The 26,545-nt window shown below is 72.6% G+C and carries 28 protein-coding genes; 17 read left to right on the top strand and 11 right to left on the bottom strand.

The features are described from left to right. A partial coding sequence (locus Cus16_RS06210) for an alpha/beta fold hydrolase (RefSeq protein WP_223246543.1) occupies positions 1-327 on the top strand: 327 nt, incomplete at its 5' end. 8 nt (positions 328-335) lie between these two features. On the opposite strand, the gene Cus16_RS06205 is transcribed toward Cus16_RS06210, so the two are convergent. After that, entirely contained in the window at positions 336-677 is a 342-nt protein-coding gene (locus Cus16_RS06205; protein WP_069711745.1) for a hypothetical protein, read from the bottom strand. A gap of 763 nt (positions 678-1,440) precedes the next feature. Between Cus16_RS06205 and Cus16_RS06195 the strand changes: the two genes are divergently transcribed. Together Cus16_RS06195 and Cus16_RS16995 are read left to right on the top strand one after the other, a co-directional pair. Then, positions 1,441-1,878 carry a hypothetical protein gene (locus Cus16_RS06195; RefSeq protein WP_141718835.1) on the top strand — a complete coding sequence of 146 codons (438 nt, stop codon included), beginning with the start codon at positions 1,441-1,443 and terminating at the stop codon, positions 1,876-1,878. A gap of 35 nt (positions 1,879-1,913) precedes the next feature. Then, complete coding sequence (locus tag Cus16_RS16995; RefSeq protein ID WP_262982033.1) at positions 1,914-2,048, top strand: hypothetical protein; 135 nt, start codon at positions 1,914-1,916, stop codon at positions 2,046-2,048. A gap of 102 nt (positions 2,049-2,150) precedes the next feature. Here Cus16_RS16995 and Cus16_RS16830 read toward each other — a convergent pair whose 3' ends face one another. Continuing rightward, entirely contained in the window at positions 2,151-2,531 is a 381-nt protein-coding gene (locus Cus16_RS16830) for a peroxidase family protein (protein ID WP_069711742.1), read from the bottom strand. Positions 2,532-2,548: 17 nt separating this feature from the next. Then, the gene (locus tag Cus16_RS16825; protein WP_069711741.1) at positions 2,549-2,824 is read right to left on the bottom strand and encodes a DUF2231 domain-containing protein; all 276 of its coding nucleotides are present in this window, start codon (positions 2,822-2,824) and stop codon (positions 2,549-2,551) included. Positions 2,825-3,038: 214 nt separating this feature from the next. Here Cus16_RS16825 and Cus16_RS16595 point away from each other — a divergent pair, with 214 nt between their 5' ends. Both Cus16_RS16595 and Cus16_RS06175 read left to right on the top strand, forming a co-directional pair. After that, a complete protein-coding gene (locus Cus16_RS16595) occupies positions 3,039-3,209 on the top strand; it encodes a hypothetical protein (protein ID WP_182045492.1) in 171 nt (56 codons plus the stop codon). A gap of 118 nt (positions 3,210-3,327) precedes the next feature. Further along, positions 3,328-3,897, top strand: coding sequence for a TetR family transcriptional regulator (locus Cus16_RS06175; RefSeq protein ID WP_069711739.1), 570 nt, complete (start codon positions 3,328-3,330; stop codon positions 3,895-3,897). Here the strand turns inward: Cus16_RS06175 and Cus16_RS06170 are convergent. The 5 genes from Cus16_RS06170 to xylA form a co-directional block, all read right to left on the bottom strand. Further along, the gene (locus Cus16_RS06170) at positions 3,858-4,853 is read right to left on the bottom strand and encodes a helix-turn-helix domain-containing protein (protein WP_069711738.1); all 996 of its coding nucleotides are present in this window, start codon (positions 4,851-4,853) and stop codon (positions 3,858-3,860) included. The two genes, Cus16_RS06175 and Cus16_RS06170, sit on opposite strands and share 40 nt — an antisense overlap. 79 nt (positions 4,854-4,932) lie before the next feature. Continuing rightward, positions 4,933-6,165, bottom strand: a complete 1,233-nt coding sequence (locus Cus16_RS06165; protein WP_069711737.1) for an AAA family ATPase — start codon at positions 6,163-6,165, stop codon at positions 4,933-4,935. 65 nt (positions 6,166-6,230) lie between these two features. Beyond that, positions 6,231-7,217 carry an acetylxylan esterase gene (locus tag Cus16_RS06160; RefSeq protein ID WP_069711736.1) on the bottom strand — a complete coding sequence of 329 codons (987 nt, stop codon included), beginning with the start codon at positions 7,215-7,217 and terminating at the stop codon, positions 6,231-6,233. Positions 7,218-7,344: 127 nt separating this feature from the next. After that, on the bottom strand, positions 7,345-8,817 hold the full coding sequence (locus Cus16_RS06155) for a xylulokinase (RefSeq protein WP_069711735.1): 1,473 nt from the start codon (positions 8,815-8,817) through the stop codon (positions 7,345-7,347). Beyond that, positions 8,810-10,003 (bottom strand): xylose isomerase, encoded by a 1,194-nt coding sequence (gene xylA, locus Cus16_RS06150; protein ID WP_069711734.1) that lies wholly within the window; start codon positions 10,001-10,003, stop codon positions 8,810-8,812. Before xylA ends, Cus16_RS06155 begins: the two co-directional genes overlap by 8 nt. 97 nt (positions 10,004-10,100) lie before the next feature. Between xylA and Cus16_RS06145 the strand changes: the two genes are divergently transcribed. The 10 genes from Cus16_RS06145 (at position 10,101) to Cus16_RS06100 (ending at position 21,544) form a co-directional block, all read left to right on the top strand. Then, positions 10,101-11,297, top strand: coding sequence for a Gfo/Idh/MocA family protein (locus Cus16_RS06145; protein WP_069711733.1), 1,197 nt, complete (start codon positions 10,101-10,103; stop codon positions 11,295-11,297). Continuing rightward, positions 11,294-12,004: a ThuA domain-containing protein gene (locus Cus16_RS06140; protein ID WP_069711732.1), complete on the top strand. Its 711-nt coding sequence runs from the start codon at positions 11,294-11,296 to the stop codon at positions 12,002-12,004. Before Cus16_RS06145 ends, Cus16_RS06140 begins: the two co-directional genes overlap by 4 nt. Continuing rightward, a complete protein-coding gene (locus Cus16_RS06135; protein WP_069711731.1) occupies positions 11,989-13,086 on the top strand; it encodes a Gfo/Idh/MocA family protein in 1,098 nt (365 codons plus the stop codon). Before Cus16_RS06140 ends, Cus16_RS06135 begins: the two co-directional genes overlap by 16 nt. 26 nt (positions 13,087-13,112) lie before the next feature. Continuing rightward, positions 13,113-14,138: a sugar phosphate isomerase/epimerase family protein gene (locus Cus16_RS06130; RefSeq protein WP_069711730.1), complete on the top strand. Its 1,026-nt coding sequence runs from the start codon at positions 13,113-13,115 to the stop codon at positions 14,136-14,138. Positions 14,139-14,266: 128 nt separating this feature from the next. Continuing rightward, the gene (locus tag Cus16_RS06125) at positions 14,267-15,580 is read left to right on the top strand and encodes an ROK family transcriptional regulator (protein ID WP_069711729.1); all 1,314 of its coding nucleotides are present in this window, start codon (positions 14,267-14,269) and stop codon (positions 15,578-15,580) included. After that, complete coding sequence (locus Cus16_RS06120) at positions 15,577-16,623, top strand: NAD(P)-dependent alcohol dehydrogenase (RefSeq protein ID WP_069711728.1); 1,047 nt, start codon at positions 15,577-15,579, stop codon at positions 16,621-16,623. The genes Cus16_RS06125 and Cus16_RS06120 overlap by 4 nt, the downstream gene beginning before the upstream one ends. Positions 16,624-16,781: 158 nt before the next feature. Next, complete coding sequence (locus Cus16_RS06115) at positions 16,782-18,161, top strand: MFS transporter (protein WP_069711727.1); 1,380 nt, start codon at positions 16,782-16,784, stop codon at positions 18,159-18,161. Positions 18,162-18,250: 89 nt separating this feature from the next. Continuing rightward, complete coding sequence (gene glmU / locus Cus16_RS06110; RefSeq protein WP_069711726.1) at positions 18,251-19,678, top strand: bifunctional UDP-N-acetylglucosamine diphosphorylase/glucosamine-1-phosphate N-acetyltransferase GlmU; 1,428 nt, start codon at positions 18,251-18,253, stop codon at positions 19,676-19,678. A 55-nt stretch (positions 19,679-19,733) separates the two neighbouring features. Then, a complete protein-coding gene (locus Cus16_RS06105) occupies positions 19,734-20,711 on the top strand; it encodes a ribose-phosphate diphosphokinase (protein ID WP_069711725.1) in 978 nt (325 codons plus the stop codon). Between the two features lie 47 nt (positions 20,712-20,758). Beyond that, on the top strand, positions 20,759-21,544 hold the full coding sequence (locus tag Cus16_RS06100) for a putative protein N(5)-glutamine methyltransferase (RefSeq protein ID WP_069711724.1): 786 nt from the start codon (positions 20,759-20,761) through the stop codon (positions 21,542-21,544). 48 nt (positions 21,545-21,592) lie between these two features. Here Cus16_RS06100 and Cus16_RS06095 read toward each other — a convergent pair whose 3' ends face one another. Further along, on the bottom strand, positions 21,593-23,200 hold the full coding sequence (locus Cus16_RS06095; protein WP_083263750.1) for a molybdopterin-dependent oxidoreductase: 1,608 nt from the start codon (positions 23,198-23,200) through the stop codon (positions 21,593-21,595). Between the two features lie 121 nt (positions 23,201-23,321). Between Cus16_RS06095 and Cus16_RS06090 the strand changes: the two genes are divergently transcribed. After that, the gene (locus Cus16_RS06090; RefSeq protein ID WP_141718834.1) at positions 23,322-24,008 is read left to right on the top strand and encodes a hypothetical protein; all 687 of its coding nucleotides are present in this window, start codon (positions 23,322-23,324) and stop codon (positions 24,006-24,008) included. Between the two features lie 87 nt (positions 24,009-24,095). Here the strand turns inward: Cus16_RS06090 and gndA are convergent, their stop codons facing one another. Beyond that, a complete protein-coding gene (gene gndA / locus Cus16_RS06085) occupies positions 24,096-25,568 on the bottom strand; it encodes an NADP-dependent phosphogluconate dehydrogenase (protein WP_083263749.1) in 1,473 nt (490 codons plus the stop codon). A gap of 126 nt (positions 25,569-25,694) precedes the next feature. Here gndA and Cus16_RS06080 point away from each other — a divergent pair, with 126 nt between their 5' ends. After that, on the top strand, positions 25,695-26,234 hold the full coding sequence (locus tag Cus16_RS06080; protein WP_069711722.1) for a gluconokinase: 540 nt from the start codon (positions 25,695-25,697) through the stop codon (positions 26,232-26,234). A gap of 20 nt (positions 26,235-26,254) precedes the next feature. On the opposite strand, the gene Cus16_RS06075 is transcribed toward Cus16_RS06080, so the two are convergent. Then, positions 26,255-26,503: a hypothetical protein gene (locus Cus16_RS06075; RefSeq protein ID WP_069711721.1), complete on the bottom strand. Its 249-nt coding sequence runs from the start codon at positions 26,501-26,503 to the stop codon at positions 26,255-26,257. Positions 26,504-26,545: the final 42 nt, after the last annotated feature.

Here is a 26,545-nt window from a genome sequence, read left to right as displayed (position 1 = left end):
CTCGCCGCCGCGTTCACAGCGTTCGAGCGGTACGTTCTGCCCGGTCTCCGTGGCGCCGACCCTGCGGTGATGGACCGCATCGCCGCCGACTACGCATTGGATGCCCTGCCGGAGGAGCTCCATCCGGAACCGTTCACCGCTCCGGCCCTGCACCTGTTCGGTCGGCAGGACGACGTCGTCGGCTACGAGAACGGGCTCGCACTCCGGGACCACTACCCGCGAGGCAGCTTCGTCGTCCTCGACGGTGCTGGACACAACGTGCACCTCGAGCAACCCGGGATCACCGCCGCCCTGATCCGGGACTGGCTCGCGCGGATCGACCGATAGCCGATGGGCTACCGGTTCGCGATCTGCCCTCGACTCTCTCCCGCGCTGCGGCTGCTTCGTGAGAAGTCACTCCAACGGTCCTCGTACTCCCGATCGTGACGTTCTTCTAGCTGCTCGAACGCTCGCTCACGCGACTCGTCGTCAAGATCGCGACGGTAGACGAGGTCCATGAACTCCGCACCCCACCCGAACGTAACGCTTGCGAACTGATCGACGCGCTTCCACACCTGAGCGACCTTCTCGACCGTCAAGGACGGGAAGACCTCCTCGATGCGCGCGGGCATACGGCGTACTCGAATCATGAACGCGGCATCGAGCACGGTCAGCTCGCGCAGTTCCTCTGGGGTCACGTTGGCACCGTACCTCCAAGCGCCGCACTGTCTCGATAGCCGATCGGTCACCGGTCAGCCGGGGGACAGTGGACCGGCGGATACGCTGAGGACATGGACAAGTTCCTCGCTCCTGGCCTCCGCGAGGGAGTCTTCTGCGGCACATCGAGCCCAGTCGGGGCGAATGCCACGACTGCCACTGGCTGCGCCATCGGTGCATTCGCTGGTACCGCAGCCGCGGGATGTTCCTCGTGATCGTGAAGAGCGGGAAGGAGTTGCCCGCTGCCATCGTCGGGTCGGTGCTTCTCGTGAGCGCATGCACACTCCTCCTCTCCCCGCTGCGCGACGACGTTTCGCGGCATGGTCTTCCGGTCTGGTTGCTGGCTGTGGCGATCGCATCCGGGGGTCTCGTGCTGTGGCTCGGGGTGGTGCTGAATCGTGTTCGGCGTGGCAGATGAAGCAGATTCGTCGCGGTCGACGAGATGAGGACGATGCGCTCCGGCGGATCATCCGCATCTGCTCATGACAGAGACGTCCCCTTTCCGACGAACACCTGACACAGAGGTCAACTCGATCCGACCACCGATGCCCGCGGGCTCGATGCGTGGTCTCCGCATCGCATCCGGAGTCGTGACCAACCAGCCCGGCGCCCTTCCCTGACTCCGGCGCGTCGCAACGGACCGACAGGGGATCGGCGACCGGACACCAGGGCGCAGCGGCTGCCCAGCGCGATCTCACGGATAGAGTGCGGACTGACGGAGGGAAGCCGATGGTTCGCTGTGTCGTGCTCCCGCGCTCCGAGTTCCGCATCTTCCTGCCGCGGGAGGTTCCGGATGCGCCGCTCACGCTCGTGGAGGACGAGTACCTCGTCGAGTGGCGATCCGACCGTATCGGCCATCCGGGCTCGTACGGATGTCTCGGAGGGCGACTTGCCACTGGATCGCCCGCCCCAGTACACGCGGCCCGGGACGGCAGCCCGTTCCTGACGTCACTCGCGGGATCTGCCGACACCGTGCTCTGGGGGCTGCCAGACGAGTACCGCGCGGCCGTGGATGGTGTACCGCTGCGCTTGACCATCACCCGTGCCGCGCACGGAGAAGCGTCGTCATCGCTCGGTGTCTTCCGCGACCTGGCGCACGTCCTCTGGCTCGTCTGCAGTACTCAGAACACCGTGACCGATGGGCAGATCGAGGCGGCGAGAGAGGGAATCCCGTTCAGGTGATGGAAGCCGATCGTGCGCCACGTGACCTGGGCTCCATGCGCAACCGAGTCGCTTCGGTCGTGATGCTCTTCCTCGTCCCTGGCTCCGAGGACTGGTTCCCCCTCGCGCTCGTGGTCACGAGCGGTCTCCTGGTCACCGGGATCCTCCTCCGCGCGCAATCCGCGGAGTGACGACGGACCGGCCGATCGGAGCTGGCCGGTGACCCTCAGTGCCGCATGGCCGACCGAGGAGCCCCGGGACGAGGGGTGTCGCCGTCCCGGGACTCCCGCGGGTCAGGCCGCCATCGGTCCGTACCGTCGGTGGCCCTTGACGTCGTACCGGTCGAGCATCATCACCTTGTCCCACGCGGCGACGAAGTCGTGCACGAAGCGCTCGTGCCCGTCGGAGCCCGCGTAGACGTCGACGATCGAGCGCAGCTGCGCGTTCGACCCGAACACCAGGTCCGCGCGCGACGCGGTCCACCGGTGCTCGCCCGTGGACTGCACGGTGCCGGTGAAGGTCGACTCGGTGTCGTCGGTCTTCACCCACACCAGGTCGGTGTCCGTCAGGTTCACGAAGAAGTCCGTCGTCAGGGCACCGACCCGGTCCGTCAGCACGCCGGTCGACGAGCCGTCCCAGTTCGCACCGAGGACGCGGAGCCCGCCGGTGAGCACCGTCCACTCGGGAGCGGTCAGGGAGACGGCAGGAGGCCGTCCGCGAGGTGCGTGTGCCGCTCGAGCAGGGCGGTCTCCCGCTCCCGGTGCTCCAACCACTCGCCGGACGAGGTCGCGAGCGGCACGGAGACGAGCGCGACGAGGCCGATGTTGGGTGCACCGACCGCGAGCCAACGTCGGGCGGCCGGCCAGGCGGCCACCACGATCGCGCTCAGTGCCGCGACCGGCACCGACACCGTGGTCAGGTGCACGAGGAGCGGGTGCAGGGGGATGCCGTCGTACTGCCAGTCCATGGGTGCCTCTCGAACTCGTCGGGCGGTTGGTCCGACGTCCTGCGCCCAGTAGAGCGCCGGATCCGGTCCGGCGGACACCCGACCGCCGATCTGCGCACATTCGAGATCGCACACGGAGCGCGCGGCGCCGATCGTCCCGCCCGGGCGACGTGTCCACCGGATGCTCCGGTCGCGTGAGTACCGTGACCCCTCACAGACCGTGAAGGAGCACACCATGTCCGACGCCGACGGCACCCGCGACACCACCAACGACCCCGAGGGCACCGAGAAGCCCGACGGCCTGGGCGAGGACGGCACGATCCCGGCCCACCCCGAGGGCGTCGCCGCCGGCTTCACCGGCGACGACTCGCACTTCAACCCGGAGGAAGACGACCCGGCGGAGTGACGCGACCGACCACCTGACGGACGGGAGGCCCGTGGCGACGCCGCCACGGGCCTCCCGTCCGTCACGCTGGTCGCCGCGTCGTCACCGGTCCCGACCCGCGGATCGGTACCGTGTCGGCATGGCCCGCTTCACGCCCCCCGCTGCCGACGCGATGCGCGCGACCCTCCTCGCCGCCGCGCGCGACGAGTTCTCCGCCCACGGGCTGGCCGGGGCGCGCATCGAGCGGCTCGCCGCCGTCGCGGGCAGCAACAAGGCGCAGGTCTTCCACTACTTCGGCGGGAAGGACGGCCTGTTCGACGCCCTGCTCGTGCACGAGCTCACGGGCGTGCTCGACGCGGCTCCGCTCGACACCGCGGCCCTGGCGGAGTGGGCCGGGCGCCTGCACGACGTCACGGTCGAGCGCCCGTGGGTGCAGCGGCTCGCGACCTGGCACCGCCTCGAGCGACCGGACGTCGCCCTCGAGACCCTGGCGCAGCAGTACGCCGACGCCGTCGACGAGGTCGAGCGGGCCCAGCGGGCCGACGTGCTCCCGCGCCGCTTCCGGCCCGCGGTGCTGTTCGGACTCGTCGCGCACACGGCCGTGTTCTGGAGCGGACTCGCCCCCGAGGCGGCCGCATCCGTCGCGGCGGTCACCGCGCCGCGGCGCCGTCAGGTCGTGGTCGACGCCGTCGGCGCACTGCTCGGCTGAGCCGGACCGCGCCGCTGCAGCGTGGCGGAGGGGCGCTCGCCGAACGCGGCGGCGTAGGTGCCCGCGAAGCGGCCCAGGTGGGCGAAGCCCCAGGTCTGCGCGACCTCGGCGACCGTCGTCGACCCGGGGTCGGCCGCCAGGAGCACCGCCCGCACCCGGTGCAGTCGCACGTCGCGGAGGAACTGCATGGGGGCCGCCGCACCCGCACGGTGGAACGCGGCCTGGAGCCCGCGGGCGCTGAGTCCCGTCGCACGGCACACGTCCGCGGTGGTCAGCGGCCGGTGCGCGTTCGCGGCGATCCACTCCTGCGCCACCCGGACGGAGCCGCGAGCGGCGGTCGCGATGCCGGACGGCGGCGTCGTGTCGAACGCCTCGAGGACGGCCTCCGCGATCCGGCGGTGGCCCGCCGCGCGGGTCCCGGCGTCCGCCGACGGGTCCCACAGCGTCGTCGCCGCGCCGGCGATCGTGCGACGCAGCGGCGCCAGGGCCTCGGCGTCGGCCGTCGGGCGGAGCTCGAGGGGCCCGGGGAGGTCGGCGCGGACCGCGGCACCGATCGACTCGAGGAAGGGGCCGTCGAACCGGATGACGTGCTGCACTGCCGGTGCGGCGTCGAACGAGAAGGGGCGCCCGGCCGGGTACATCACCGGGACGTTCGGCAGCATCTCGATCGGTTCGCGCCGGTCGACGTCGAGCACCATGCCCGGGCCGGTCGCCCACGCGAGGACGTACTGGCGACCGGGGTTGATCGTGCCCCACCGGTGCGCGGCGACCGCCGAGGTCGCGGTCGTCACCCGGTCGTCGCCCACGGCGCGGTACCGGTAGGAGAACCCGTCGGTGACCGCTTCGCCGATGTTGATGTCGTGGCTGCTGTAGACGTCCTCGAAGAGCTCGACGGCGTCGTCGACCGCGGTGCCGTGGTGCTGGGTGGCGGTCGTCGTCCGGTCGTCTGTGCGCATGCGCCGAACAGTCTGCGCCCTCGACCCGGGGAGGCGGCTGCGCAGTGCGCGTCGCGGCGCTTCGCGACCCGATCCGGGGTCAGCCGACGTGCGGCCAGTCCGTCGACAGGTAGGCCTCGACCGCGCGGTTCCGGAACGTGTACGGCTTGCCGCGCACGATGATGCCGCGCACGGTGTCCAGGCGCTGCGAGAAGGGGCCGACCTGGGTCGGCGAGGGCAGGCCCATCTGTTCGGCGATGGCGGTCAGGGTGCGCGAGGGGAGCGGGAGCGCCGCCATCGCCTCGACAAACTCCCGTTCGCGGCTGGGGAGGCGGTTGAGGATGCGCTCGACGTGCGCTGATGCCTCGCCCTCGGCGCCCTGCCAGCCGCGTCGGACGTCGTCCTCGGTGATCACGGACGACGAGCCCGCGTTCCACGCCCGCTGTCCGGCGAGTTGGAAGAGGAAGGGCTCGCCGCAGCAGAGGGCGATCAGCGCGCGGACGGCGTCCGGGGTCATGCGCACGGCTTCGGCAGCGCCGGTCGTGGACGGTGTCTCCCACCCGTCGATCACGAACGGCTGCAGTGCCTGCGCGAGGTCGTCCTCGTCGATCGCGGCCAGGGTGACCGTCCGGAAGCGGCGGGCGAAGGTGGCGCCCTTGCGTGCCCCGGCCATGTCCTCGAAGTCGGGCAGGCCGGTGAGGTAGACCGCGATCGGCAGGTACCGTTCGACGACGACGCCGCCGGGTGCGACGACGTCGACCTGGTGCGCGAGCGCATCGCCGAGGGCGATGAGCAACTGGGAGAGCGCCGCTTCGTCGGAGATGTTCTGGACCTCGTCGATGTGCACGAGCACGACGGCGTCCTGCTCGACGGCCGCCTGCCCGATCTCGACGAGGAGTTCGAAGAGGCTGGTGAACGGTTCCGGTCCGTCGTGTCCGCGGAGCGTGACGGAGAAGCCGCTGACCGCGAGCTGTTCGACCCGCGCCAGGAGGTCGAGGACACCCTGCCGAGCCGAGCTGCGCAGCCCCGCTGTGTCGGCGAGTCGCAGGATCGCCGATGCGACGAGGCGGATCGGGTCGGCGCCGGCGGGCATCCGCAGCTGCGGCGTCACCCAGTCCCCGGCCTCCGCGGCGAGGCGCGCGATCCGCCGGACGAGGCTCGACTTGCCCGTTCCGGGTTCACCCAGGATGGTGCGACCTGTCTCGTACAGCCCCGCGTGTCGCCTCGGCCGGACGACGTCCCGCCAGTCACTGAGCTGCTCGACCCGGCCGGCCCACACGTCCGGGACGATGTCCGAGCCCGGTTGGAAGGGGTTCGTGACGGGTGAGCGCATGTTGTTAAGTTTATCACCGAGTACAGCGCGTTGATAAACTTAACAGCACCGGGCCGCGCCGGTCCTCACCGCAGGCACTCGGCCAGGAACGCCGCCTGTCGCTCCCAGTGCCGGTACCCGCCACCCTCGTGGCCGTTGTATGGGTACACCTCGATGTGCTTGTCGGTCGACCCGAGGGCGTTGTACGCCGCGAACGTCGTCCGGGGCGGGACCACGTCGTCCATGAGCGCGACCGAGAAGAGCGCCGGGGCGGTGATCCGCGCGGCGTGGTTGACCCCGTCGAAGTACGCAGCGGTGTTCCACACCGTGTCCGCGGCGTCGCGGTGGACGGCGAGGTAGCGCACCAGCTCCTGGTACGGGTCGCTGACGGCGACGTCCGCGCCGTGCTCCCAGTCGCAGAGGAAGGCCACGTCGGGCAGGACGGCGACCAGCGGGCCGACGTGTGCCTCGACGAGGGCCGCCGCGGCGATCGCGATGCCGCCGCCCTGGCTCCCACCGGTCAGGGCGATGCGCTCGGCGTCGACGCCCGGCAGGTCGCGGACGGCCTCGACCAGTCGGACGGCGTCGGTGAACACGCGGCGGTAGTGGTGGTCGGCGGGGGAGTCGATGCCGCTCGTCATCCAGCCGGCGATGTGCGGCCCGGAGCCGTGCGGGTCGGGGGTGTCACCGCCGCCCCAGCCGCTGCCCTGCCCGCGGGTGTCCATGACGACGTGCACGTACCCGGCGAGGGCCCACGCGACGCGCTCACCCGGGCGGGAGCGTCCGCCGTTGTAGCCGAGGAACTCGACCACGGCGGGCAGGTTGCCCGTCGCGCCGGCCGGCCGTGACACCCAGGCACGGACGGGGTCGCCGGCGAAGCCGGGGAACGTCAGGTCCTGCACGTCGAGCGCGGTGACCGGGGTCTCGGCGGGCGTCAGGACCGCGTCGGTACCCGCGCCGGCCGTCCGTGCGTCGGCGACGGTCTGCGCCCAGAACGCGTCGAAGTCGTCGGGGTGACGCACCTCGGGCCGGTAGGCGAGGAGCTGGTCGAGGGGCAGGTCGGTCAGGGGCATGGGGAGTCCTCGCTGGTGTGGGTCGTTCCGGGCGTATCGAGACGGATCGGGCGTACCTGGTCGGTTGTTCCGTCCAGGTACGCCCGATTCCATCAGGTACGCGGGGGCGCGGGTGGTTCCCGCTGTGTCAGCGCGCGGCGGCGCGGTACTGCTCGAGCACCTCGGGGTGCGGGTCCGCGGGCACGACGGTCGCTGCGACCTCCCACGACGGCAGGCTCCCGCCGAGCACCCATGCGGCCTGGCGTGCGGCCCCCGCGGCGACGTACTCGCCGGGCTCGGGGATCGACACGTCGCGACCGAACACCTGCGCGGCGACGGCCCGGACGGCCTCGTTCCGCGCGGCCCCACCGATGAGCAGCAGTCGGTCCACCGTCACGCCGGTGTCCTCGACCGCGGCGAGCCCGTCCGCGAGGGCGCACAGCATGCCCTCGACGGCGGCACGGGCGAGGTGCGCCCGGTCGGTCGTCTGCGGGGTCATGCCGAGCAGTGAGGCGGTCGCGTCCGGTCGGTTCGGCGTGCGCTCGCCGACGAAGTACGGCACCAGGACGAGTCCGTCCGACCCCGCCGGCGCCTGCAGCGCCAGCTCGCCGAGCTCACCGTGGTCGACGGCGAGGAGGCCGCCGATCACCTCGAGCACCCGGGCTGCGTTGAGCGTGGTGACGATCGGGAGGCGCGACCCGGTCCCGTCGGCGAAGCCCGCCACGGTCCCGCTCGGGTCCGTCACCTCGGTGTGGGTGACCCCGAAGACCGTGCCGCTCGTGCCGAGGGACACCGCGACGTCGCCGGGGCCGAGGCCGAGTCCGAGCGCTGCCCCGGCGTTGTCGCCGAGGCCCGGGCCGACGACGAGGCCGGCGTGGGCGGTCGCGTCGCCCGGCAGCTCGACGTCGGATGCCAGCGTGCCCATCGCCTCGTCGGGAGCCACGACCCGCGGGACCACGACCAGGTCGGCGTCCGGCGTGCCGACGCCGGCGACCCGCGAGGACCGTCCGAGCGCCTGCTCGAACAGCTCCGCGTCGTACTCCCGGCGCACCGGGTCCCAGTAGCCGGTGCCGCTGGCGTCCGAACCGTCGGTCGCCAGGGCGTCGAGGTCCGGTCCGAGCGGGCTCTCGTCCGCCGGGCCGTACCCGCGCAGGCGCCACGACAGCCAGTCGTGGGGGAGCGCGACGGCAGCGACGCGCGCCGCGTTGTCCGGCTCCGCGTCGCGGAGCCACCGCAGCTTGGTGCCGGTGAACGAGGCCACCGGGACCAGACCCGTCCGGGCGACCCATGCCTCCCGGCCGAGCTCCTCGACCATCCGCGCGGCCGCGTCCGCACTGCGCACGTCGTTCCACAGGAGTGCGTCGCGCACCACGCGACCGTCGGCGTCGAGCGCCACCATGCCGTGCTGCTGCCCGGCGATCGCGACGGCGGCGACGTCGTCGAACCCGCCGGCGTCCGCGATCGCCGTGCCGAGCGCGTCCCACCAGTGGCGGGGGTCGACGGACGTGCCGTCCGGGTGGGTCGCACGACCCTCCCGGACGACCGCACCGGTCGCCGCATCGCGGATGGTGACCTTGCAGGACTGGGTCGACGAGTCGACCCCTGCGACGAGGTCAGCCACGAGCGCCCATGAGGTGCTCGATCGCGAGCTGCTGCAGGCGCACGAAGCCGAAGCCCTTGCCGCCGAAGTACGCGTCGGCGTCGAAGTCCTCGTAGGCCGAGCGGTCGGCGAGGAGGTCGTCGTACGATTCGCCGCTGTTCAGCGTCGGGGTGCTCAGCTCGTCGACCTTCGCGGCGGACAGGGCCTCCTGCACCTCGGGGTCGGCGCGGAACGCCTGCGCGCGCTCCTTGAGGAGCAGGTACATGCGCATGTTCGCCTGCGCCGAGTCCCAGACGCCGGTGATGTCCTCGGTGCGGCTCGGCTTGTAGTCGAAGTGGCGGGGGCCGTCGTACGCCTGGCCGCCCTGCGGGGCACCGTGCTCGAGCAGGTCGACGAGCGAGAACGCGTTCTGCAGGTCGCCGTGACCGAAGACGAGGTCCTGGTCGTACTTGATGCCGCGCTGGCCGTTGAGGTCGATGTGGAAGAGCTTGCCCTGGTAGAGCGCCTGGGCGATGCCGGCCGTGAAGTTCAGGCCCGCCATCTGCTCGTGGCCGACCTCGGGGTTGATGCCGAACAGCTCCGGTCGCTCGAGCGTCTCGGTGAAGGCGATCGCGTGGCCGAGGGTCGGCAGGAGGATGTCGCCGCGGGGCTCGTTCGGCTTCGGCTCGATGGCGAAGCGGATGTCGTAGCCCTTGTCGGTGACGTACTGGGCGAGCAGGTTGACGGCCTCGCGGTAGCGCTCGAGGGCGGCCTGCACGTCCTTGGCGGAGTCGTACTCCGAGCCCTCGCGGCCACCCCACATGACGAACGTCTTCGCGCCGAGCTCGGCGGCGAGGTCGACGTTGCGGAGCACCTTGCGGAGCGCGAAGCGGCGGACGTCGCGGTCGTTCGAGGTGAAGCCGCCGTCCTTGAAGACCGGCGCCGAGAACAGGTTCGTCGTGACCATCGGCACGATGATCCCGGTCGAGTCGAGCGCGCCCTTCAGGCGGTCGATCTGCGCCTGGCGCTCGGCGTCGGTCGAGCCGAACGCGAACAGGTCGTCGTCGTGGAAGGTCAGGCCGTAGGCGCCGAGCTCGTCGAGCTTCTCGACCGCCTCGACCACGTCCAGCGCGGGACGGGTCGGGCCGCCGAACGGGTCGGAGCCGTTGTAGCCGATGGTCCAGAGACCGAAGGAGAACTTGTCGTCGCGGGTGGGCGTCGTTGCCATGGTGGATCACCGTTCGTCGTCGAAACAAAATGTTGCCGCGCCCAACATAAGCGGTAGTGTTGACTCTGGCAAGACGTGATCGCAAAGGAGCGAACGAATGGCATCGGACCGACCTGCGCAGGGACGACTGCGTGTGGCGATGGTGGGACACGGCTTCATGGGGGCCGCCCACTCGCAGGGGTGGCGGACCGCCCCGAGGTTCTTCGACCTCGGGGTCGAGACCGAGATGGCGGTGGTCGTGGGGCGCGACCCGGAGCGGACGGAGGCAGCGCGTCGCCAGTACGGCTGGCAGACGGCCTCGACCGACTGGCAGGCAGCGGTCACCGACCCGGACATCGACGTGGTCGACATCTGCTCGCCCGGCTCGTCGCACGTCGAGGTCGCGATCGCCGCGCTCCGCGCCGGCAAGCACGTGCTCTGCGAGAAGCCGCTCGCCAACTCCGTCGCCGAGGCCGAGGCGATGACCGAGGCCGCCGCGGCGGCCCGGGCGGACGGCGTCCGGTCGATGGTCGGCTTCAGCTACCGCCGGGTCCCCGCGATCGCGCTGGCCCGCCAGCTGGTGCAGGCCGGGAGGCTCGGGACCGTTCGTCAGGTCCGCGCGCTCTACCTGCAGGACTGGTTGGCCGACCCCGAGGGCCCGATGACGTGGCGCCTCGACAAGGCGCTCGCCGGCTCCGGCTCGCTCGGCGACATCGGTGCGCACGCGATCGACCTCGTCGAGCACGTCACCGGCGCACAGCTGTCCACCGTGTCCGGCACGCTCGAGACCTTCGTGCACGAGCGCCCGCTGATGGCCGAGGGCGTCGGGCTCTCCGGCACGGCGTCCGAGGAGCGCGGGCAGGTCACCGTCGACGACGCGGCGTTCTTCCTCGGTCGTCTGGCCGGTGGCGCCGCGGACGGTGCGATCGGCACCTTCGAGGCGACGCGGTACGCGACCGGCCGGAAGAACGGCCTGACCCTCGAGATCAGCGGCTCCGAGGGTGCGATCCAGTTCGACCTCGAGTCCATGAACGAGCTGCGGCTGTACGAGGCGTCGGCACCCGCGGGGGAGCAGGGCTTCCGGCGGATCCTCGTCACCGAGCCCGAGCACCCGTACATGGCGGCGTGGTGGCCGACCGGACACCTCATCGGGTACGAGCACACCTTCAGTCACGAGGTGAAGGACTTCGTGCAGGCGATCGTCGCCGGCGAGGACCCGTCCCCGTCCTTCGAGGAGGGGCTGCACGTGCAGCAGGTCCTCGACGCGGTCGAGCGCAGCGCGGCCGACGGCAGCGCCTGGACGGCGATCCGATGAGCGCCGCCGAGACCCCGCAGCGCCGGGCACTGGTCGTCCGCGGCGGGTGGGACGGACACATGCCCGTCGAGACCACCGACCTGTTCGTCCCGTTCCTGCGGGACAACGGCTTCGACGTCCGCGTGTCGGACTCGACGGCGGTGTACGCCGACGAGTCCGTGATGGCCGAGGTCGACCTGATCGTGCAGGTCGTGACGATGTCGACCATCGCGGACGACGAGTTCGCCGGACTCCAGAAGGCGGTCCTCGGTGGCGCCGGGCTCGCCGGGTGGCACGGCGGCATCGCGGACGCCTTCCGGAACACCGCCGACTACCTGCACATGATCGGCGGCCAGTTCGCGCACCACGCGGGCAAGCACCCCTCGGAGCGCACCGGCGAGCAGTCCGACAACTACATCCCGTACACGGTGCACGTCACCGAGGCCGGGCACGAGCACCCGATCACGCAGGGCATCGAGGACTTCGACCTCGTGACCGAGCAGTACTGGGTGCTCTCCGACGAGTACAACGACGTGCTGGCGACCACGACGCAGGAGGCCCGGGACTTCGACGCCTGGAACCGTCCGGTCACGGCGCCGGCGATCTGGACCCGGCAGTGGGGCGAGGGACGCGTGTTCGTCTCGGCACCCGGGCACCGGCTCGAGGTGGTCGAGTCGCAGCCGCTCCGCACGATCATCGAGAGGGGACTCCTGTGGGCAGCCCGTTGAAGGTCGGTGTCGTCGGGGTCGGCGTCATCAGCCAGCAGTACTTCGAGCACTTCCCGGCCCTGCCCGGGCTCGAGCTCACCGCCGTGGCGGACATCGACGTGGCGCGGGCGCAGGCGGTGGGCGAGGCCCAGGGCGTGCGCGGCTCCTCGGTCGACGAGCTCATCGCGGCCGACGACGTCGACGTCGTCCTCAACCTGACGATCCCCGCCGCGCACGCCGAGATCGCCACCCGGGCGCTCGAGGCCGGCAAGCACGTCTACGGCGAGAAGCCGCTGGCGATGTCGACGGCCGAGGCGCAGCCCGTGCTCGACCTCGCCCGCCGCTCGGGCCTGCGGGTCGGCAGCGCGCCGGACACCGTGCTCGGCACCGGCATCCAGACCGCCCGCCAGGCACTCGACAGCGGCGCGATCGGCACGCCCGTGGGGGCGGCGGTGTCGTGGTCGGCGCCCGGCCACGAGCTCTGGCACCCGGCACCGGGGTTCTACTACCAGCCCGGCGGCGGTCCGCTGCTCGACATGGGGCCGTACTACCTGACGAGCCTCGTGTCGTTCTTCGGCCCGGTCGTCCGCGTGAGCGGGGCCTCGACCCGCTCCGACCGCGAGCGCACCATCGCCAGCGGACCGGCCGCGGGCACCCCGCTGCGGGTCGACATCGACACGCACGTCGTCGCGGTCCTGGAGCACGCGAACGGTGTCGTCTCGACGGTCACCGTCTCGTTCGAGGTCTGGGCGACCCGGGCACCGCTGTTCGAGGTGTACGGCACCGCGGGCACCCTCGGCGTGCCCGACCCGAACCGCTTCTCGGACACCGTGTCGGTCGCCGACGCCGCCACGCGCGAGTGGTCCGACCTGCCGACGAGCGCCGGGTACGCCGACGCCGGACGTGGGTACGGTCTCGCCGACATGGCGCACGCGATCGCGACGGACCGCCCGCACCGGGCGTCCGGCGACCTCGCGTTCCACGTGCTCGAGATCATGGAGGCGGTCTCCACCGCCGCCCGCGAGCACACCGTGGTCGAGGTGCGGTCGCGCGTCGACCGCCCGGACACCGTGCCCGTCGGGGCAGAGCCGGGCACCTGGTGAACGAGCAGCAGGAAGCAGGAAGCAGCATGACGGACCCGACCCGTGCCTCCCGGCCGGTGACGCTGTTCACCGGACAGTGGGCCGACCTGCCCTTCGAGGAGGTCGCACGCCTGGCCGGGGAGTGGGGCTACGACGGGCTGGAGATCGCCTGCTGGGGCGACCACCTCGACGTCCGCCGGGCCGCGACGGAACCCGAGTACGTGGCGGGCCGCAAGGAGATCCTCGAGCGCAACGGGCTGCAGGTCTGGACGATCGCGAACCACCTGACCGGGCAGGCCGTGTGCGACGACCCGATCGACCAGCGGCACGAGGACATCCTCGCGCCGCACGTGTGGGGCGACGGCGATCCCGAGGGCGTGCGGCAGCGGGCGGCCGAGGAGTTGCAGTGGACCGCACGCGCGGCGGCCGCGCTCGGCGTCGACACCGTCACCGGGTTCTCGGGTTCGTCGATCTGGAAGACCGTCGCGGGGTTCCCGCCTGTGCCGCCGGCGATGATCGAGGCCGGGTACCAGGACTTCCACGACCGCTGGTCGCCGATCCTCGACGTGTTCGAGGAGGTCGGCGTCCGCTTCGCGCTCGAGGTGCACCCGTCCGAGATCGCCTACGACTACTGGACGGCTCGTCGGGCGTTGGACGTCTTCGCAGATCGGCCGGCGTTCGGGTTCAACTTCGACCCGTCGCACTTCGTCTGGCAGGACCTCGACCCCGCCGCGTTCCTGCTCGACTTCGCCGACCGGGTGTACCACGTGCACTGCAAGGAGTCGGTCAAGCAGCTCGACGGCCGGAACGGACGGCTGTCGTCGCACCTGCCGTGGGGCGACCCCCGGCGCGGGTGGGACTTCGTCACCGCCGGGCACGGGGACGTGCCGTGGGAGCGGGTGTTCCGCGTGCTCAACCACATCGGGTACGCGGGACCGACCAGTGTCGAGTGGGAGGACGCGGGTATGGACCGGCTCGTCGGCGGCCCCGAGGCGCTCGCGTTCGTGCGGCGACTCGGGACGATCGCCCCGCCCGACGCGTCGTTCGACGCCGCGTTCTCGCGGTCGCGCTAGCCGGCGCCGGGCTGCCTGCCCGCACGAGGCTCGGCCCGGCGGACAAGTTCGCGGACTTGCGCCCGCGAAACTGTCCGCAGAGCCGAGGCTCGCTCCGCCCCCCCACCCCGCACACCACAGGAGGACCCATGGCCCGGACGGCCACGACCACGCCCGGCAACGCCGCGCGCGTCCTCCGCATCGTGCACGAGGGCGGACCCGTCAGCCGCGCCGAGCTCACCCGTCGGACGGGGCTCAACCGGTCGACGGTGCTCGCACTGGTCGGGGAGCTCGTCGAGCAGGGCCTCGTGCACGAGGAACTGCCGACGGCCGGTGGTGGCGCCGGCTCCGAGCGCCCGGCCGGCGTGGGCCGCCCGAGCGCGATCGTCCGAGCGGCGCCGGACGTCGTGGCCGCGGCGGTGACGGTGGAGATCGACGCCGTCGGGGTCGCCCTCGTCGCGCTCGACGGCACCGTCCGTGACCGCCTCGTCGAACCGCAGACCACCGTGCCCGGAGCGGCGGACGCCGTCGACGCCGTCGCCCGCGTGCTGCGGACGCTCACCGACCGGGCGCCGTCGCTCCGGGTCGTCGGGGTCGGCGTCGCGGTCCCGGGCATCGTGCGGGTCGAGGACGGGGTCGTCCGCGACGCCCCGCACCTCGGGTGGCGCGACGAGCCCTTCGCCGGCCCCCTCGCCGAGCGCCTCGGGCTGCCGGTCCGCGCGGCGAACGACGCGAACCTCGGCGCCTGGGCCGAGCGGCTGTACGGCAGCGCGCGCGGTGTCGACGACCTCGTGTACCTCAACGGCGGCGCCAGCGGCATCGGCGGCGGGATCGTGAGCGCCGGCCGGCCGTTCAGCGGTGCCGACGGGTACGCGGGCGAGCTCGGGCACACCTTCGTCGCCGCGAACGGCATCCGATGCCACTGCGGTGCGGTCGGGTGCCTCGAGACCGAGGCCTCGCGCGGTGCCCTGACCGCCGTGACCGGGACCGCACCGGACGACCTCGACGCGCTCGCGACCGCGCTCGCCGACGGGCGGGACACCGTCGAACGGGTCGTCGACCGCCAGGTCGCTGCGCTCGCCACCGCGATCCGGAACGCCATCCACACGGTCGACCCCGAGGTCGTCGTGCTCGGCGGGTTCCTCGCCGTCCTGCTCGGGCACGTCGGCGACCGCGTGGAGGACGACGTCCGGGCCCAGACCATGGCGGCGATGACCGACCGACTCCGCATCGTGCCCGCCGCCCTCGGGCGCGACGTCCTCGTGCGGGGCGCGGCCGAGCTCGGGTTCGCCGACCTCCTCCGCGACGGCACCCTCCGCAGCACGGGCGTGCCCACGGACGCGGGCGTGCCCGCGAGCGTGGGCGAGCCCACCAGCGCGGGCGCCCCCGTGACCACCACCACCGACACCCACGAGACCACAGCCGACCGCGACGACGCGGTCGAGGAAGCGAGATCCGCATGAGCACCACCCCCGACACCCAGCGCGCGAGCGTCCTGCTCGGCACCGAGGACCTGACGGTCGAGGACCGCGCCGTCCCCGAGGTCGCACCCGGCGACGTGCTCGTCCGGGTCGCCGCCGTCGGCGTGTGCGGCTCCGACGTCCACTACTACCGCCACGGCCGCATCGGGGACTTCGTCGTCGAGGAGCCGCTCGTCCTCGGCCACGAGCTGTCCGGCACGATCGCCGCCGTCGGCGAGGGCATCGACCCGTCCCGCGTCGGCGAGCGCGTCGCCGTCGAACCGCAGCGCCCCTGCCACCGCTGCGCGCAGTGCCTGGCCGGCCGGTACAACCTCTGCCCGCACATGCGCTTCTACGCGACCCCGCCGGTCGACGGCGCCTTCGCCGAGTACGTCACCATCGAGGCCGAGTTCGCGCACACCCTGCCGGACAGCGTGTCCTTCGAGGCCGGTGCACTGCTCGAACCGCTGTCGGTCGGCATCGCGGCCGCCCGCAAGGCCGGCATCGTCCCCGGGTCGAGCGTGCTCGTCGCGGGCGCCGGTCCGATCGGCGTGATCTGCGCGCAGGTCGCCCGGGCCTTCGGCGCGACCCGCGTCGTCGTGAGCGACCTCGTTCCCGAGCGTCGCGAGCGTGCGCTGTCCTTCGGCGCCACCGAGGTCGTGGACCCGGTCGCGGTGGACGTCACGTCGGACATCGTGCCCGTCGACGCGTTCATCGACGCCAGCGGTGCGCCCCGAGCGGTGTCGGACGGCATCAAGGCCGTGGGACCGGCCGGCGCGGCCGTGCTCGTCGGCCTCGGCAACTCCGAGATGGTCCTGCCCGTCGAGCACATCCAGAACCTCGAGGTGACCGTCACGGGCATCTTCCGGTACACGAACACCTGGCCGGTGGCGATCGGGTTGGTCGCCTCGGGCCAGGTCGACCTCGACGCACTCGTCACCGGGCGCTTCGGGCTCGACGAGGTCCGCGAGGCGCTGGAGAGCGACACCGACCCGGCGTCGCTGAAGTCGGTCGTGTACCCGAACGGCGTGCCCGCGACGGACTGACCACGTCGTGACGACGTGACCGGTCGACGGACGGGAGGCGCGATGCCAGCTGGCACCGCGCCTCCCGTCCGGCCTGCGGTCCGGTCCGGCGACCGCGCCTGCCGACGCACCCGGACCGGGGGCACCGCCGCGACACCGCGACGCGCTACGGTTCGGCCATGACCGCGACACCGGCGGCGGCAGTGCCGCAGCGCACCGACCGACGGGCTCTCGTGTCCTGGGCGCTCTGGGACTGGGGGTCCGCGGCCTTCAACGCCGTCGTCACGACCTTCGTCTTCAGCACGTACCTCGCCAGTCGTGCGTTCGTCGACCCGGGGCTCGTCGCCGCCGAGGGGTCCTCGGCGGACGCCGCGCGCGCCGTCGAGCGCGAACTCGCGCACAACGCGGCGACCGTCTCGACCGCGCTCACCCTCGCCGGGATCGTGGTGGCGCTCGTCGCCCCCGCGGTGGGGCGGCTCGCCGACTCGTCCGGGCACCGGCGCCGGTCGGTGCTCATCGGCACGGTCGGCGTCGCGCTGTCCATCGGTGCCATGGTGTTCGTCGCCCCGCAGCAGCCGTACCTGGTGCTCGGCGCGGCCCTGCTCGGCATCGGGACGGTCGCGTACGAGATCGCGACGGTCGGGTACAACGCGATGCTCGGCCAGGTGGCGCCGGGCCCACAGACCGGCCGGGTGTCGGCGATCGGGTGGGCGGCCGGGTACTTCGGCGGCATCGTGCTGCTCGTCGTCCTGCTCGTGCTCTGCATCCAGGACTTCGGCGACGAGGGGGTCGCCGGACTCCTGCACCTGCCGTCGACGGTGGCGTCCGGGTCGTGGGACGTGCGCGTCGCCATCGGCATCGCCGCGGTGTGGCTCGCCGTGAGCTCGGTCCCGCTCTTCCTCACCGTGCCCGAGGCGGCACCGGACCGGACGCGCACGGGCGGCCTGCTCGGCGCCTACCGCGACCTCGGGCGGCACGTCGCACGGCTGTGGCGGGAGCGCCGGAACGTCCTGGCGTTCCTCGTCGCGAGCGCCGTGTTCCGCGACGGGGTCGGCGCGGTGTTCACCTTCGGCGGGATCGTGGCCGCGCAGGTGTTCGGCTTCACGCCGTCGCAGGTGATCCTCTTCGCGATCGCCGCCAACGTCGTCGCGGGGATCGCGACGTTCGCGTCCGGTCGGCTCGACGACCGCTTCGGGTCGCGCGCGGTCATCACGGTCTCGCTCGCCGGACTCGCGCTGACCGGGGTCGGCGTGTTCCTCGTGGGCGACGCGACCGCCGGCTTCTGGGTGCTCGGGCTGACCCTCGCGCTGTTCGTCGGCCCGGTGCAGTCGTCCTCGCGGGCGTACCTGTCGCGGCTCGCGACGCCCGGACGCGAGGGCGAGCTGTTCGGCCTCTACGCCACGACCGGGCGGGCGGCGTCGTTCCTCGCGCCGGCGCTGTTCGGGATCGCGGTCACCATCGGCGGCTCCACGCGCTTCGGGATCATCGGTGTCGTGGTGGTGCTCGTCGCGGGGCTCGTGCTCATGGCGTTCGTCCGGCGGGAGCCCGCGACCGCCTAGGGGGTTCGGGAGCCCGAGACCGCCGAGTGGGTGCGTCGCGTCCGTGCAGGCCGTGCGCCCGACGGGAGTGCTTGCGCCAGGATGGGTGCATGACCGACCAGCGCATCGCCGTCGTCGTCCTCGCCGCCGGGCAGGGCACGCGCATGAAGTCGTCCACCCCGAAGGTGCTGCACCGGCTCGCCGGCCTGCCCCTCCTCGCGCACGTGCTGCGGACGGCCGCCTCGCTCGAGCCCGAGCACCTCGCCGTCGTCGTCCGGCACGAGCGGGAGCGCGTCGCGGACGAGGTCGCCGAGCGCGCGCCCGACGCGATCGTCGTCGACCAGGACGAGGTCCCCGGCACCGGACGAGCGGTCCAGGTCGCGGTCCAGGCGCTGCCCGACGACTTCGACGGCACCGTCGTGGTGCTCTCCGGCGACGTCCCGCTGCTCGACGCGGTGTCGCTCCGCGCGCTCCTGAACGCCCACGCCGGCAACGCCGTCACGCTCGTGAGCGCGATCGCCGACGACGCCACCGGTCTCGGCCGCATCGTCCGCGACGCCGCCGGCGCCTTCGTCGGCATCGTCGAGCACAAGGACGCGACGGACGCCCAGCGCACCATCACCGAGTACAACGCCGGCATCTACGCCTTCGACGTGACGCACCTGCGCGCCGTGCTGCCGTCGCTCACCACCGCGAACGCCCAGGGCGAGCAGTACGTCACCGACGTGCCCGCCCTCGTCATCGAGCGCGGCGGTGCCGTCGACGTCGTCACCCTGACCGACCCGTGGCTCGTGGCCGGCATCAACGACCGCGCGCAGCTGTCCGACGCCGCCCGCGAGCTCAACGCCCGCATCGTCCGCCGGCACCAGGTCGCCGGGGTCACCGTGCAGGACCCGGCCACGACCTGGATCGACCTCGACGTCACGATCGAGGCCGACGCCGAGATCCTGCCCGGGACGCAGCTCGTGGGCGCGACGGCGATCGCCGCCGGCGCGGTGGTCGGGCCGGACACCACGCTCCGCGACACCGAGGTCGGTGCCGGCGCGGTGGTGAACCGGGTCGACGCGACCCTCGCGGTCATCGGCGACGGCGCCTCCGTCGGCCCCTTCGCCTACCTGCGTCCGGGCACGGTCCTCGGCGAGCGGGGCAAGATCGGCACCTTCGTCGAGACGAAGAACGCGGTCATCGGACGCGGCAGCAAGGTCCCGCACCTGTCGTACATCGGCGACGCCGAGGTCGGCGAGGAGTCCAACATCGGCGCGAACACGATCACCGCGAACTACGACGGCGTGCACAAGCACCGGACCGAGGTCGGGTCGCACGTCCGCACCGGCTCGCACAACGTGTTCGTCGCCCCGGTTAGGATTGGGGACGGGGCGTACACCGGCGCGGGTACGACCGTCCGCAAGGACGTACCGGCCGGGTCGCTGGCGATCAGCTACGCCCCGCAGCGCAACACCGACGGATGGGTCGAGGAACACCGACCCGGTTCGCCGGCGGCCGAGGCGGCTCGGCACGCGCACGGCGAACAGATCTGACGGCGGTCGGGTCGATCGAGACGACCCCGAGCGGGTCAGGGAGTGAGCACCGCACTTGTCCGGAATCAAGACCACGGGCCAGAAACGACTCGTCCTCGTGTCGGGTCGGGCCCACCCGGAACTCTCGGAGCAGATCGCCGAAGAGCTCGGTGTCGAGCTGGTGCCGACCGATGCACGGACCTTCGCGAACGGCGAGCTCTACGCGCGCTTCGACGAGTCGGTCCGCGGGTGCGACGCGTTCGTCATCCAGTCGCACACCGCGCCGATCAACGAGTGGCTCATGGAGCAGCTCATCATGGTCGACGCCCTGAAGCGTGCCTCGGCCAAGCGGATCACCGTCGTCGCGCCGTTCTACCCCTACGCGCGCCAGGACAAGAAGGGCCGCGGGCGTGAGCCGATCTCGGCCCGGCTCGTCGCGGACCTGTTCAAGGCCGCGGGCGCGCACCGGATCATGAGCGTCGACCTGCACGCGGCGCAGATCCAGGGCTTCTTCGACGGCCCCGTCGACCACCTCTTCGCGATGCCCGTGCTCCTCGAGCGCTTCCAGCAGATCCTCGACCCGAAGACGCTGACCGTCGTCTCGCCGGACATGGGGCGCGTCCGCGTCGCCGACATCTGGTCCGAGAAGCTCGGTGCCCCGCTCGCGATCATCCACAAGCGCCGCGACCCGCTCGTGCCGAACCAGGTCTCGGTGCACGAGATCGTCGGTGACGTCTCCGGACGGGTCTGCCTGCTCGTCGACGACCTCATCGACACCGGCCGGACCATCGCGAAGGCGGCCGAGGCGCTGAAGAACGCCGGCGCGACCGGCGTGGTCGTCGCCGCCACCCACGCGGTGTTCTCCGACCCGGCCACCGAGCTCCTGCAGAGCGAGTTCATCGACCGCGTGGTCGTGACCGACACGCTGCCGCTGCCGGAGGACAAGCGCTGGGACCGCCTCGAGGTCCTGCCGATCGCCCCGCTGATCGCCCGCGCCATCCACGAGGTGTTCGACGACGGCTCCGTGACCTCGATGTTCGACGGTGCTGCCTGACCGAGCCGGCCACGCGCCGTCCGTGAGCCGGGCGGCGGGCTGACGTCGTGCCTCCCGTCCATCCCGCCCGCGCCGCGCTCGCGGCGCGTCTCCGTGCCGCCGGCAGCGTCTTCGCCGAGGACGAGGCCGACCTGCTCCTCGACGCCGGTGACGGCGACCCCGTGCGGCTGCGCGGACTGGTCCAGCGGCGGCTCGCGGGTGAGCCGCTCGAGGTCGTGCTCGGGTGGGCGGCGTTCGACGGGCACCGTGTCCGCGTCGTGCCCGGGGTGTTCGTGCCCCGGACCCGCACGACGGTCGTCGTCGAGCACGCTGCGCGGCGGCTGCAGCGCTACGACCGGGTGGTCGACCTGTGCTGCGGCGTCGGTGCGGTCTCGGTGGCGCTGCTCGGACGCGTCGGAGCGCTCGACCTGGTCGCCGCGGACATCGACCCGGACGCGGTCGACGTCGCGGCCGAGAACATCGGCGACCGCGGGATCGTCGTGCTCGGCGACCTCTTCGACCCCCTGCCGGAGCGCTTCCGCGGCGCCGTCGACGTCCTCGCCGTGAACGCGCCCTACGTGCCGACGGGCGCGGTGGCGACGATGCCGACCGAGGCACGCGACCACGAACGGCGGGTCGCGCTCGACGGCGGCGCGGACGGTCTCGACGTGCACCGGCGCATCGCGGCCGGAGCGGGGGAGTGGCTGCGTCCCGGTGGTGCGGTCGTCATCGAGGTGTCCGCGGAGCAGGCCGCCGCGTCCGCCGCGGCCTTCGCAGCCGCGGGCTTCGCGATCGCGGTCGAGACCGACGACGAGGTCGACGGCACGTGCGTCGTGGCGGTCCGTCCGTCCTGACGCGCGGTGCCGCGGTCGGCAGGTCCGGCGCCGACCGTGGTCGTCGGGTCAGCTGACGCTGACCTGCACGGTGTGCCAGCCGGTCGCGCCGTTCGGTGCGGGCGGGCGCTGGACGCTCGTCTGCACCTGGCCGTCCGCGCTCGTCGCCCGGACCTCGATGCGGTGCGAGCCCGCCGACGGGGTCCAGCGGTGGACCCACTGCCGCCAGGTGTCCGCCGACACGGAGTCCGCGAGCTCGGCGTCCTGCCACGCCCCGTCGTCGATGCGGACCTGCACGCCCTTCACCCCGGTGTGCGGGTGCCAGGCCACGCCGGCGATCGCGACCGGCTCGCCTGCGGGCAGCGAGGCACCGCCGCGGGGCGTGTCGATCCGGGACTCGAGCTTGACGGGTCCGCGCTCCGACCAGCCGCGGGGCGTCCAGTAGCCCTGGGCGTCCGCGAAGCGGGTGACCTCGAGCTCCGTGACCCACTTCGTCGCGGAGACGTAGCCGAAGAGCCCGGGCACGACCATCCGCACCGGGAAGCCGTGCTCGGGCGGCAGGGGGTCGCCGTTCATGCCCACCGCCAGCAGCGCTGCCGTGTCCTCGTCCTGCAGCACGTCGAGCGGAGTACCGGCGGAGAACCCGTCGATGCTCCGTGAGAGCACCATGTCCGCGTCGTCGTGCACCCCTGCCCGTGCCAGGAGCGACCGGATCGGGTAGCCGAGCCAGAGTGCGTTGCCGATGAGGTCCCCGCCGACCTCGTTCGACACGCAGCTGAGGGTCGCCATGTGCTCCTCGAGCGGCAGGGCGAGCAACTCGTCCCACGTGAGCTCGACCTCCCGGTCCACGGCGCCGTGGATGCGGAGCCGCCAGTCGGCCGGGTCGATCGACGGCACCCGGAGCGCGGTGTCGATGCGGTAGAAGTCGGCGTTCGGCGTGACGTACGGGGTGACGCCGTCGACGTCGAGGGACGCGCCCGCGGGGACGGCGGTCTCGCGTGACGCCGCGGCCGGCAGGCGGATCGCTCGGCGGGCGGCCGCCGCCGCCTGCAGCGAGGCGGTGCCGATGCGGGAGGCCCCGCCCATCACCACAGCGGCGGCGGCTGTCGCGACGCCCCACACGAGGAAGGCCCGCCGTTCGGTCGCTGCCGGTCGCGGCGACGCGGACGGCACCGCTGCCGCCGCCTCCCACCGTCGGAGCTTCTGCAGCAGGACCCGGAGCACGACCACGGCCGCCGCGACACCGAGCACGGTCGGCGCGCCGTCCCACGTGCCGCTGCCCGACCGGGTCGTCACGCCGAACAGCGCGAGCGCGCCACCGACGGCGAAGACGAGGGCACCGAACGGCGGACGGGCGCGCTCGAGGACCCCCGCTCCCGCGCTCACGGCGACGGTGATGACGGCCATCAGCACGAACAGCGCGACCTTGTCACCGGTCCCGAAGAGTCCGACCATCACGTTCTTGGCAGCCGGGGGAGCGAGGTCGATGACCGCGGAGCCGACCGCGACGAGCGGACTGCCGGCACCGCCGAGCAGCAGGGCGCCGAGCTCGGCCACGGCGAGGAAGGCCACGATCGCGACGACCCCGCACGCGGCGGCGAGCAGGCGCGGCCGACGGAGCGGCGTCGGTGCTGCTGGCGGGGCCGGTGCCGTGCTCGGGGACGCTGTCGTGCTCACCCGTGCAGCGTAGGTCGACCGGGCCGCGGACGGGCTGACAGTCGGCGCGGCAGACGGGTTCGTCGAGCGTTCACGGCGGCGGGCCAGCGGCACCGGCGACGGCCGTGCGAGGATCGGGAGCGTGTTGGACCGACCAGACCGCCGAGCCCGTCGCGGTCCTCGGCGTCCGTCACGCCCGACGAGCCCGGTCGCGCGACGCCTCGCGGTGCTGCGCTGGGTCCTCCTCGGGATCTGGACCGCACTCGTCGTCAGCCGCATCGTCGTCGTCGCGTCCGCCCCGCACACCGGACTCACCTTCTTCGGCATCGCCGAGGCCGTCGCCGTGACCGTGGGGGTCGCAGCGGTCGTGGTCGCGGTCGTCCGCGCCCGGTCGGTGCGTCGTCGTCGCGCCGACGAGGCCCTCGCCCTCGCGATCCGGCGGATCGACCCGACCGTCTGGCTCGTCCCGGCCGCCCCCACACCCGAACTCCGTGCCGACGTGCACGACGCCCGTCCCGAGGCGACGCTCGGCGACCGGGTGACGTGGGCGTTCGGTGCGACCGAGGCCAGTCTGTGGGAGCTCGAGGAGCGTCGGGCCACGCGGCTGCTCGTGATCCGGTGGAGCCGGATGGTGCACGTCGGGATCGAGGACGTGACCGGCCAGCGGAACGCGAGCGCCGTCGCGATGCACTACGTGCGGCCGGACGACACCGCCGCGGTGGCGACCTTCTTCGTCCGGGCGGCTCCCGGTTCGCGGCGGCTGCTCGGCCGGGGGCCGCGGCTCACCCGGCTGGTCGCCGACCTGGCCCGGGAGCGCATCGTCGCCTGAGCCGGACGGGCGTCCGAGCCGGGCCGTCGGCAGCACAGGCCCCCGTCGTCCGACGGGGGCCTGTGCCGTGCGTGCAAGGAGACCGGCTCAGTGCGTGGACGGCTCCTGCTCGACCTCGCGGCGGTCGTCGTCCGACCACAGCGTGTGGAACGTGCCGTCCTTGTCGATGCGCTGGTAGGTGTGCGCGCCGAAGAAGTCGCGCAGCCCCTGGATCAGCGACGCGGGGAGTCGGTCGGACGCGAGCGAGTCGAAGTACGCGAGCGCGGACGAGAAGCCCGGTGCCGGGACGCCCGAGGCGGCAGCGATCCCGACGATGCGACGCCAGGCGGCCTCGCCCTCCTTGACCGCGTCGGCGAAGTACGGGTCCACCAGCAGCGACTCGAGCTCGGGGTCCTTGTCGTACGCCTCGACGATGCGGTTGAGGAACTGCGCGCGGATGATGCACCCGCCGCGCCAGATCTTCGCCATGTCACCGAGCGAGATGTCCCAGTCGTACTCCTTCGCCCCGGCGATGATGAGGTCGAAGCCCTGCGCGTACGCGACCACCTTCGACGCGTAGAGCGCCGCGCGGACGTCGTCCTCGAAGCCGTCCGGCACGTCGACCACGTCGGGGCGGTCGGGGAACGCCTGCTGCACGGCGGCGCGCTGGCTCGGCTTCGAGGACACCGCGCGGGCGAAGACCGCCTCGCCGATGCCGGACACGGGGACGCCGAGCCCGACGGCGTTCTGCACCGTCCAGACGCCGGTGCCCTTCGACCCCGCCTCGTCGCGGATGACGTCGACCAGGGCCTTGCCGGACTCGGGGTCCTGCTGCTTGAGGACCTCGCCGGTGATCTCGATCAGGTACGACTCGAGGTCGCCCTCGTTCCACTGCTCGAACACCTTCACCAGGTCGTCCGTGGAGTGCCGACCGACGCGGCGCAGCAGGTCGTACGACTCGGCGATGAGCTGCATGTCGGCGTACTCGATGCCGTTGTGGACCATCTTCACGAAGTGCCCGGCGCCGTCGGTGCCGACGTGGGTGACGCACGGCTCGCCCTCGGCGACCGCGGCGATCGACTTCAGGATCGGCCCCAGGGTCTCCCAGGCCTCGTCTGAGCCGCCCGGCATGATCGACGGGCCCTTCAGCGCGCCCTCCTCACCACCGGAGATGCCGGTGCCGACGAAGTTGAGGCCCTTGTCGCGCAGGTCGTGCTCGCGGCGGATGGTGTCGTGGAAGTTGGCGTTGCCGCCGTCGACGATGATGTCGCCCTCCTCGAACCGCTCGGCGAGCTGCCCGATGACGGCGTCGGTGCCCTTGCCGGCCTGCACCATGATGATCGCGGTGCGCGGCTTCGCCAGCGAGGCCACGAAGCCGTCGATGTCCTCGGACGCGATGAAGCCCATGTCCCCGTGCTCGTCGACGAGCTCCTGGGTGCGGGCGTAGGTGCGGTTGTAGACCGCGACCGTGTTGCCCTCGCGCGACGCGAGGTTGCGGGCCAGGTTCGACCCCATGACGGCCAGGCCGACCACGCCGATGTTCGCCTTGCCGCCGTCTCCGGGCTGCTCGTTCTCTGCCACGTCGTCTCCTTCGTCCTGGGTCTCGAGGGCCTGCGGTCCTCCCGCCACCGTACGACCGCAGCCCTGGGACGGCACGGGTGTCGCAGCAACTGTGGACGGGAACCGGACGGCCCGTACTGTGGAGGGATGACCGACCGCGACGTCCTCCCGCCCGTGCTCGTGATGGGGGTCTCCGGCTCCGGCAAGTCGACGATCGGTCAGGCGCTGGCCGACGCCCTCGCCGAGCAAGGCCAGCCGAGCACCTTCGTCGACGCCGACGACCTGCACCCCGCGGCCAACAAGGAGAAGATGCGGCAGGGCACGCCCCTCACCGACGAGGACCGGTGGCCGTGGCTCGACGCGTGCGCCGCACGCATCGCCGAGGTCCAGGCCTCCGGGCACCGGTGCGTGATGGCGAACTCCGCGCTCCGGCGCGTCTACCGCGACCGGTTGCGGACGGCCGCGCCGGACCTGGTGATCGCGTTCCTCGACGGCTCGCACGAACTGATCGCCGACCGGCAGTCCCACCGCCACCACGAGTACATGCCGTCCTCGTTGCTCGACTCGCAGTTCGCGACGCTCGAGCGGCCGGAGCCCGACGAGGCCGCCGTCGCGGTGTCGATCGAGGGGTCGGTCGACGACACCGTGGCGACGATCACGTCGGCGCTGTCGGTCACCTCCGGCTGAGCGTCGGCTCCGGCCGGACCTCACTTCCGGCCGAGCTCCGACAGCCGCGAGCGGTACTCCTCCGCGTCGATGTCGCCGCGTGCGAAGCGGTCGGCGAGCACCGCGCGGGCGTCGGAGCGGGCGCGCCAGCTGCCGCGGCGCAGGACGCCGAACGCGACGACCGCTGCCAGGAACACGAGCAGGAAGAACAGCGGGAAGACGGGGAAGGGGAACCCGCCGCCGTGCCCGTACGGGCCGACGGCGGCGATGGTCGAGAGTGCGGTGTGCATGGTGGCCTCCGGTCGTGGTGCGTCACCGGGATCGGTGACGGT

The organism is Curtobacterium sp. ER1/6 (assembly GCF_001742745.1).
Classification (GTDB): Bacteria; Actinomycetota; Actinomycetes; order Actinomycetales; family Microbacteriaceae; genus Curtobacterium; species Curtobacterium citri.
This window is presented reverse-complemented; position numbering and strand designations above follow the sequence as displayed.

What these genes read in the sequence shown, in the direction of transcription:
- Cus16_RS16995 (WP_262982033.1), top strand. Translation starts at nt 1,914, where the DNA reads ATGCGCAACCGAGTCGCTTCGGTCGTGATGCTCTTCCTCGTCCCTGGC.
- Cus16_RS16595 (WP_182045492.1), top strand. Translation starts at nt 3,039, where the DNA reads ATGTCCGACGCCGACGGCACCCGCGACACCACCAACGACCCCGAGGGC.
- glmU (WP_069711726.1), top strand. Translation starts at nt 18,251, where the DNA reads ATGACCGACCAGCGCATCGCCGTCGTCGTCCTCGCCGCCGGGCAGGGC.
- Cus16_RS06165 (WP_069711737.1), bottom strand. Translation starts at nt 6,165, where the DNA reads ATGCGCTCACCCGTCACGAACCCCTTCCAACCGGGCTCGGACATCGTC.
- Cus16_RS06130 (WP_069711730.1), top strand. Translation starts at nt 13,113, where the DNA reads ATGACGGACCCGACCCGTGCCTCCCGGCCGGTGACGCTGTTCACCGGA.
- Cus16_RS16825 (WP_069711741.1), bottom strand. Translation starts at nt 2,824, where the DNA reads ATGGACTGGCAGTACGACGGCATCCCCCTGCACCCGCTCCTCGTGCAC.
- Cus16_RS06175 (WP_069711739.1), top strand. Translation starts at nt 3,328, where the DNA reads ATGGCCCGCTTCACGCCCCCCGCTGCCGACGCGATGCGCGCGACCCTC.
- Cus16_RS06125 (WP_069711729.1), top strand. Translation starts at nt 14,267, where the DNA reads ATGGCCCGGACGGCCACGACCACGCCCGGCAACGCCGCGCGCGTCCTC.
- Cus16_RS06075 (WP_069711721.1), bottom strand. Translation starts at nt 26,503, where the DNA reads ATGCACACCGCACTCTCGACCATCGCCGCCGTCGGCCCGTACGGGCAC.
- Cus16_RS06140 (WP_069711732.1), top strand. Translation starts at nt 11,294, where the DNA reads ATGAGCGCCGCCGAGACCCCGCAGCGCCGGGCACTGGTCGTCCGCGGC.
- Cus16_RS06080 (WP_069711722.1), top strand. Translation starts at nt 25,695, where the DNA reads ATGACCGACCGCGACGTCCTCCCGCCCGTGCTCGTGATGGGGGTCTCC.
- Cus16_RS06160 (WP_069711736.1), bottom strand. Translation starts at nt 7,217, where the DNA reads ATGCCCCTGACCGACCTGCCCCTCGACCAGCTCCTCGCCTACCGGCCC.
- Cus16_RS06170 (WP_069711738.1), bottom strand. Translation starts at nt 4,853, where the DNA reads ATGCGCACAGACGACCGGACGACGACCGCCACCCAGCACCACGGCACC.
- Cus16_RS06145 (WP_069711733.1), top strand. Translation starts at nt 10,101, where the DNA reads ATGGCATCGGACCGACCTGCGCAGGGACGACTGCGTGTGGCGATGGTG.
- Cus16_RS06115 (WP_069711727.1), top strand. Translation starts at nt 16,782, where the DNA reads ATGACCGCGACACCGGCGGCGGCAGTGCCGCAGCGCACCGACCGACGG.
- xylA (WP_069711734.1), bottom strand. Translation starts at nt 10,003, where the DNA reads ATGGCAACGACGCCCACCCGCGACGACAAGTTCTCCTTCGGTCTCTGG.
- Cus16_RS06120 (WP_069711728.1), top strand. Translation starts at nt 15,577, where the DNA reads ATGAGCACCACCCCCGACACCCAGCGCGCGAGCGTCCTGCTCGGCACC.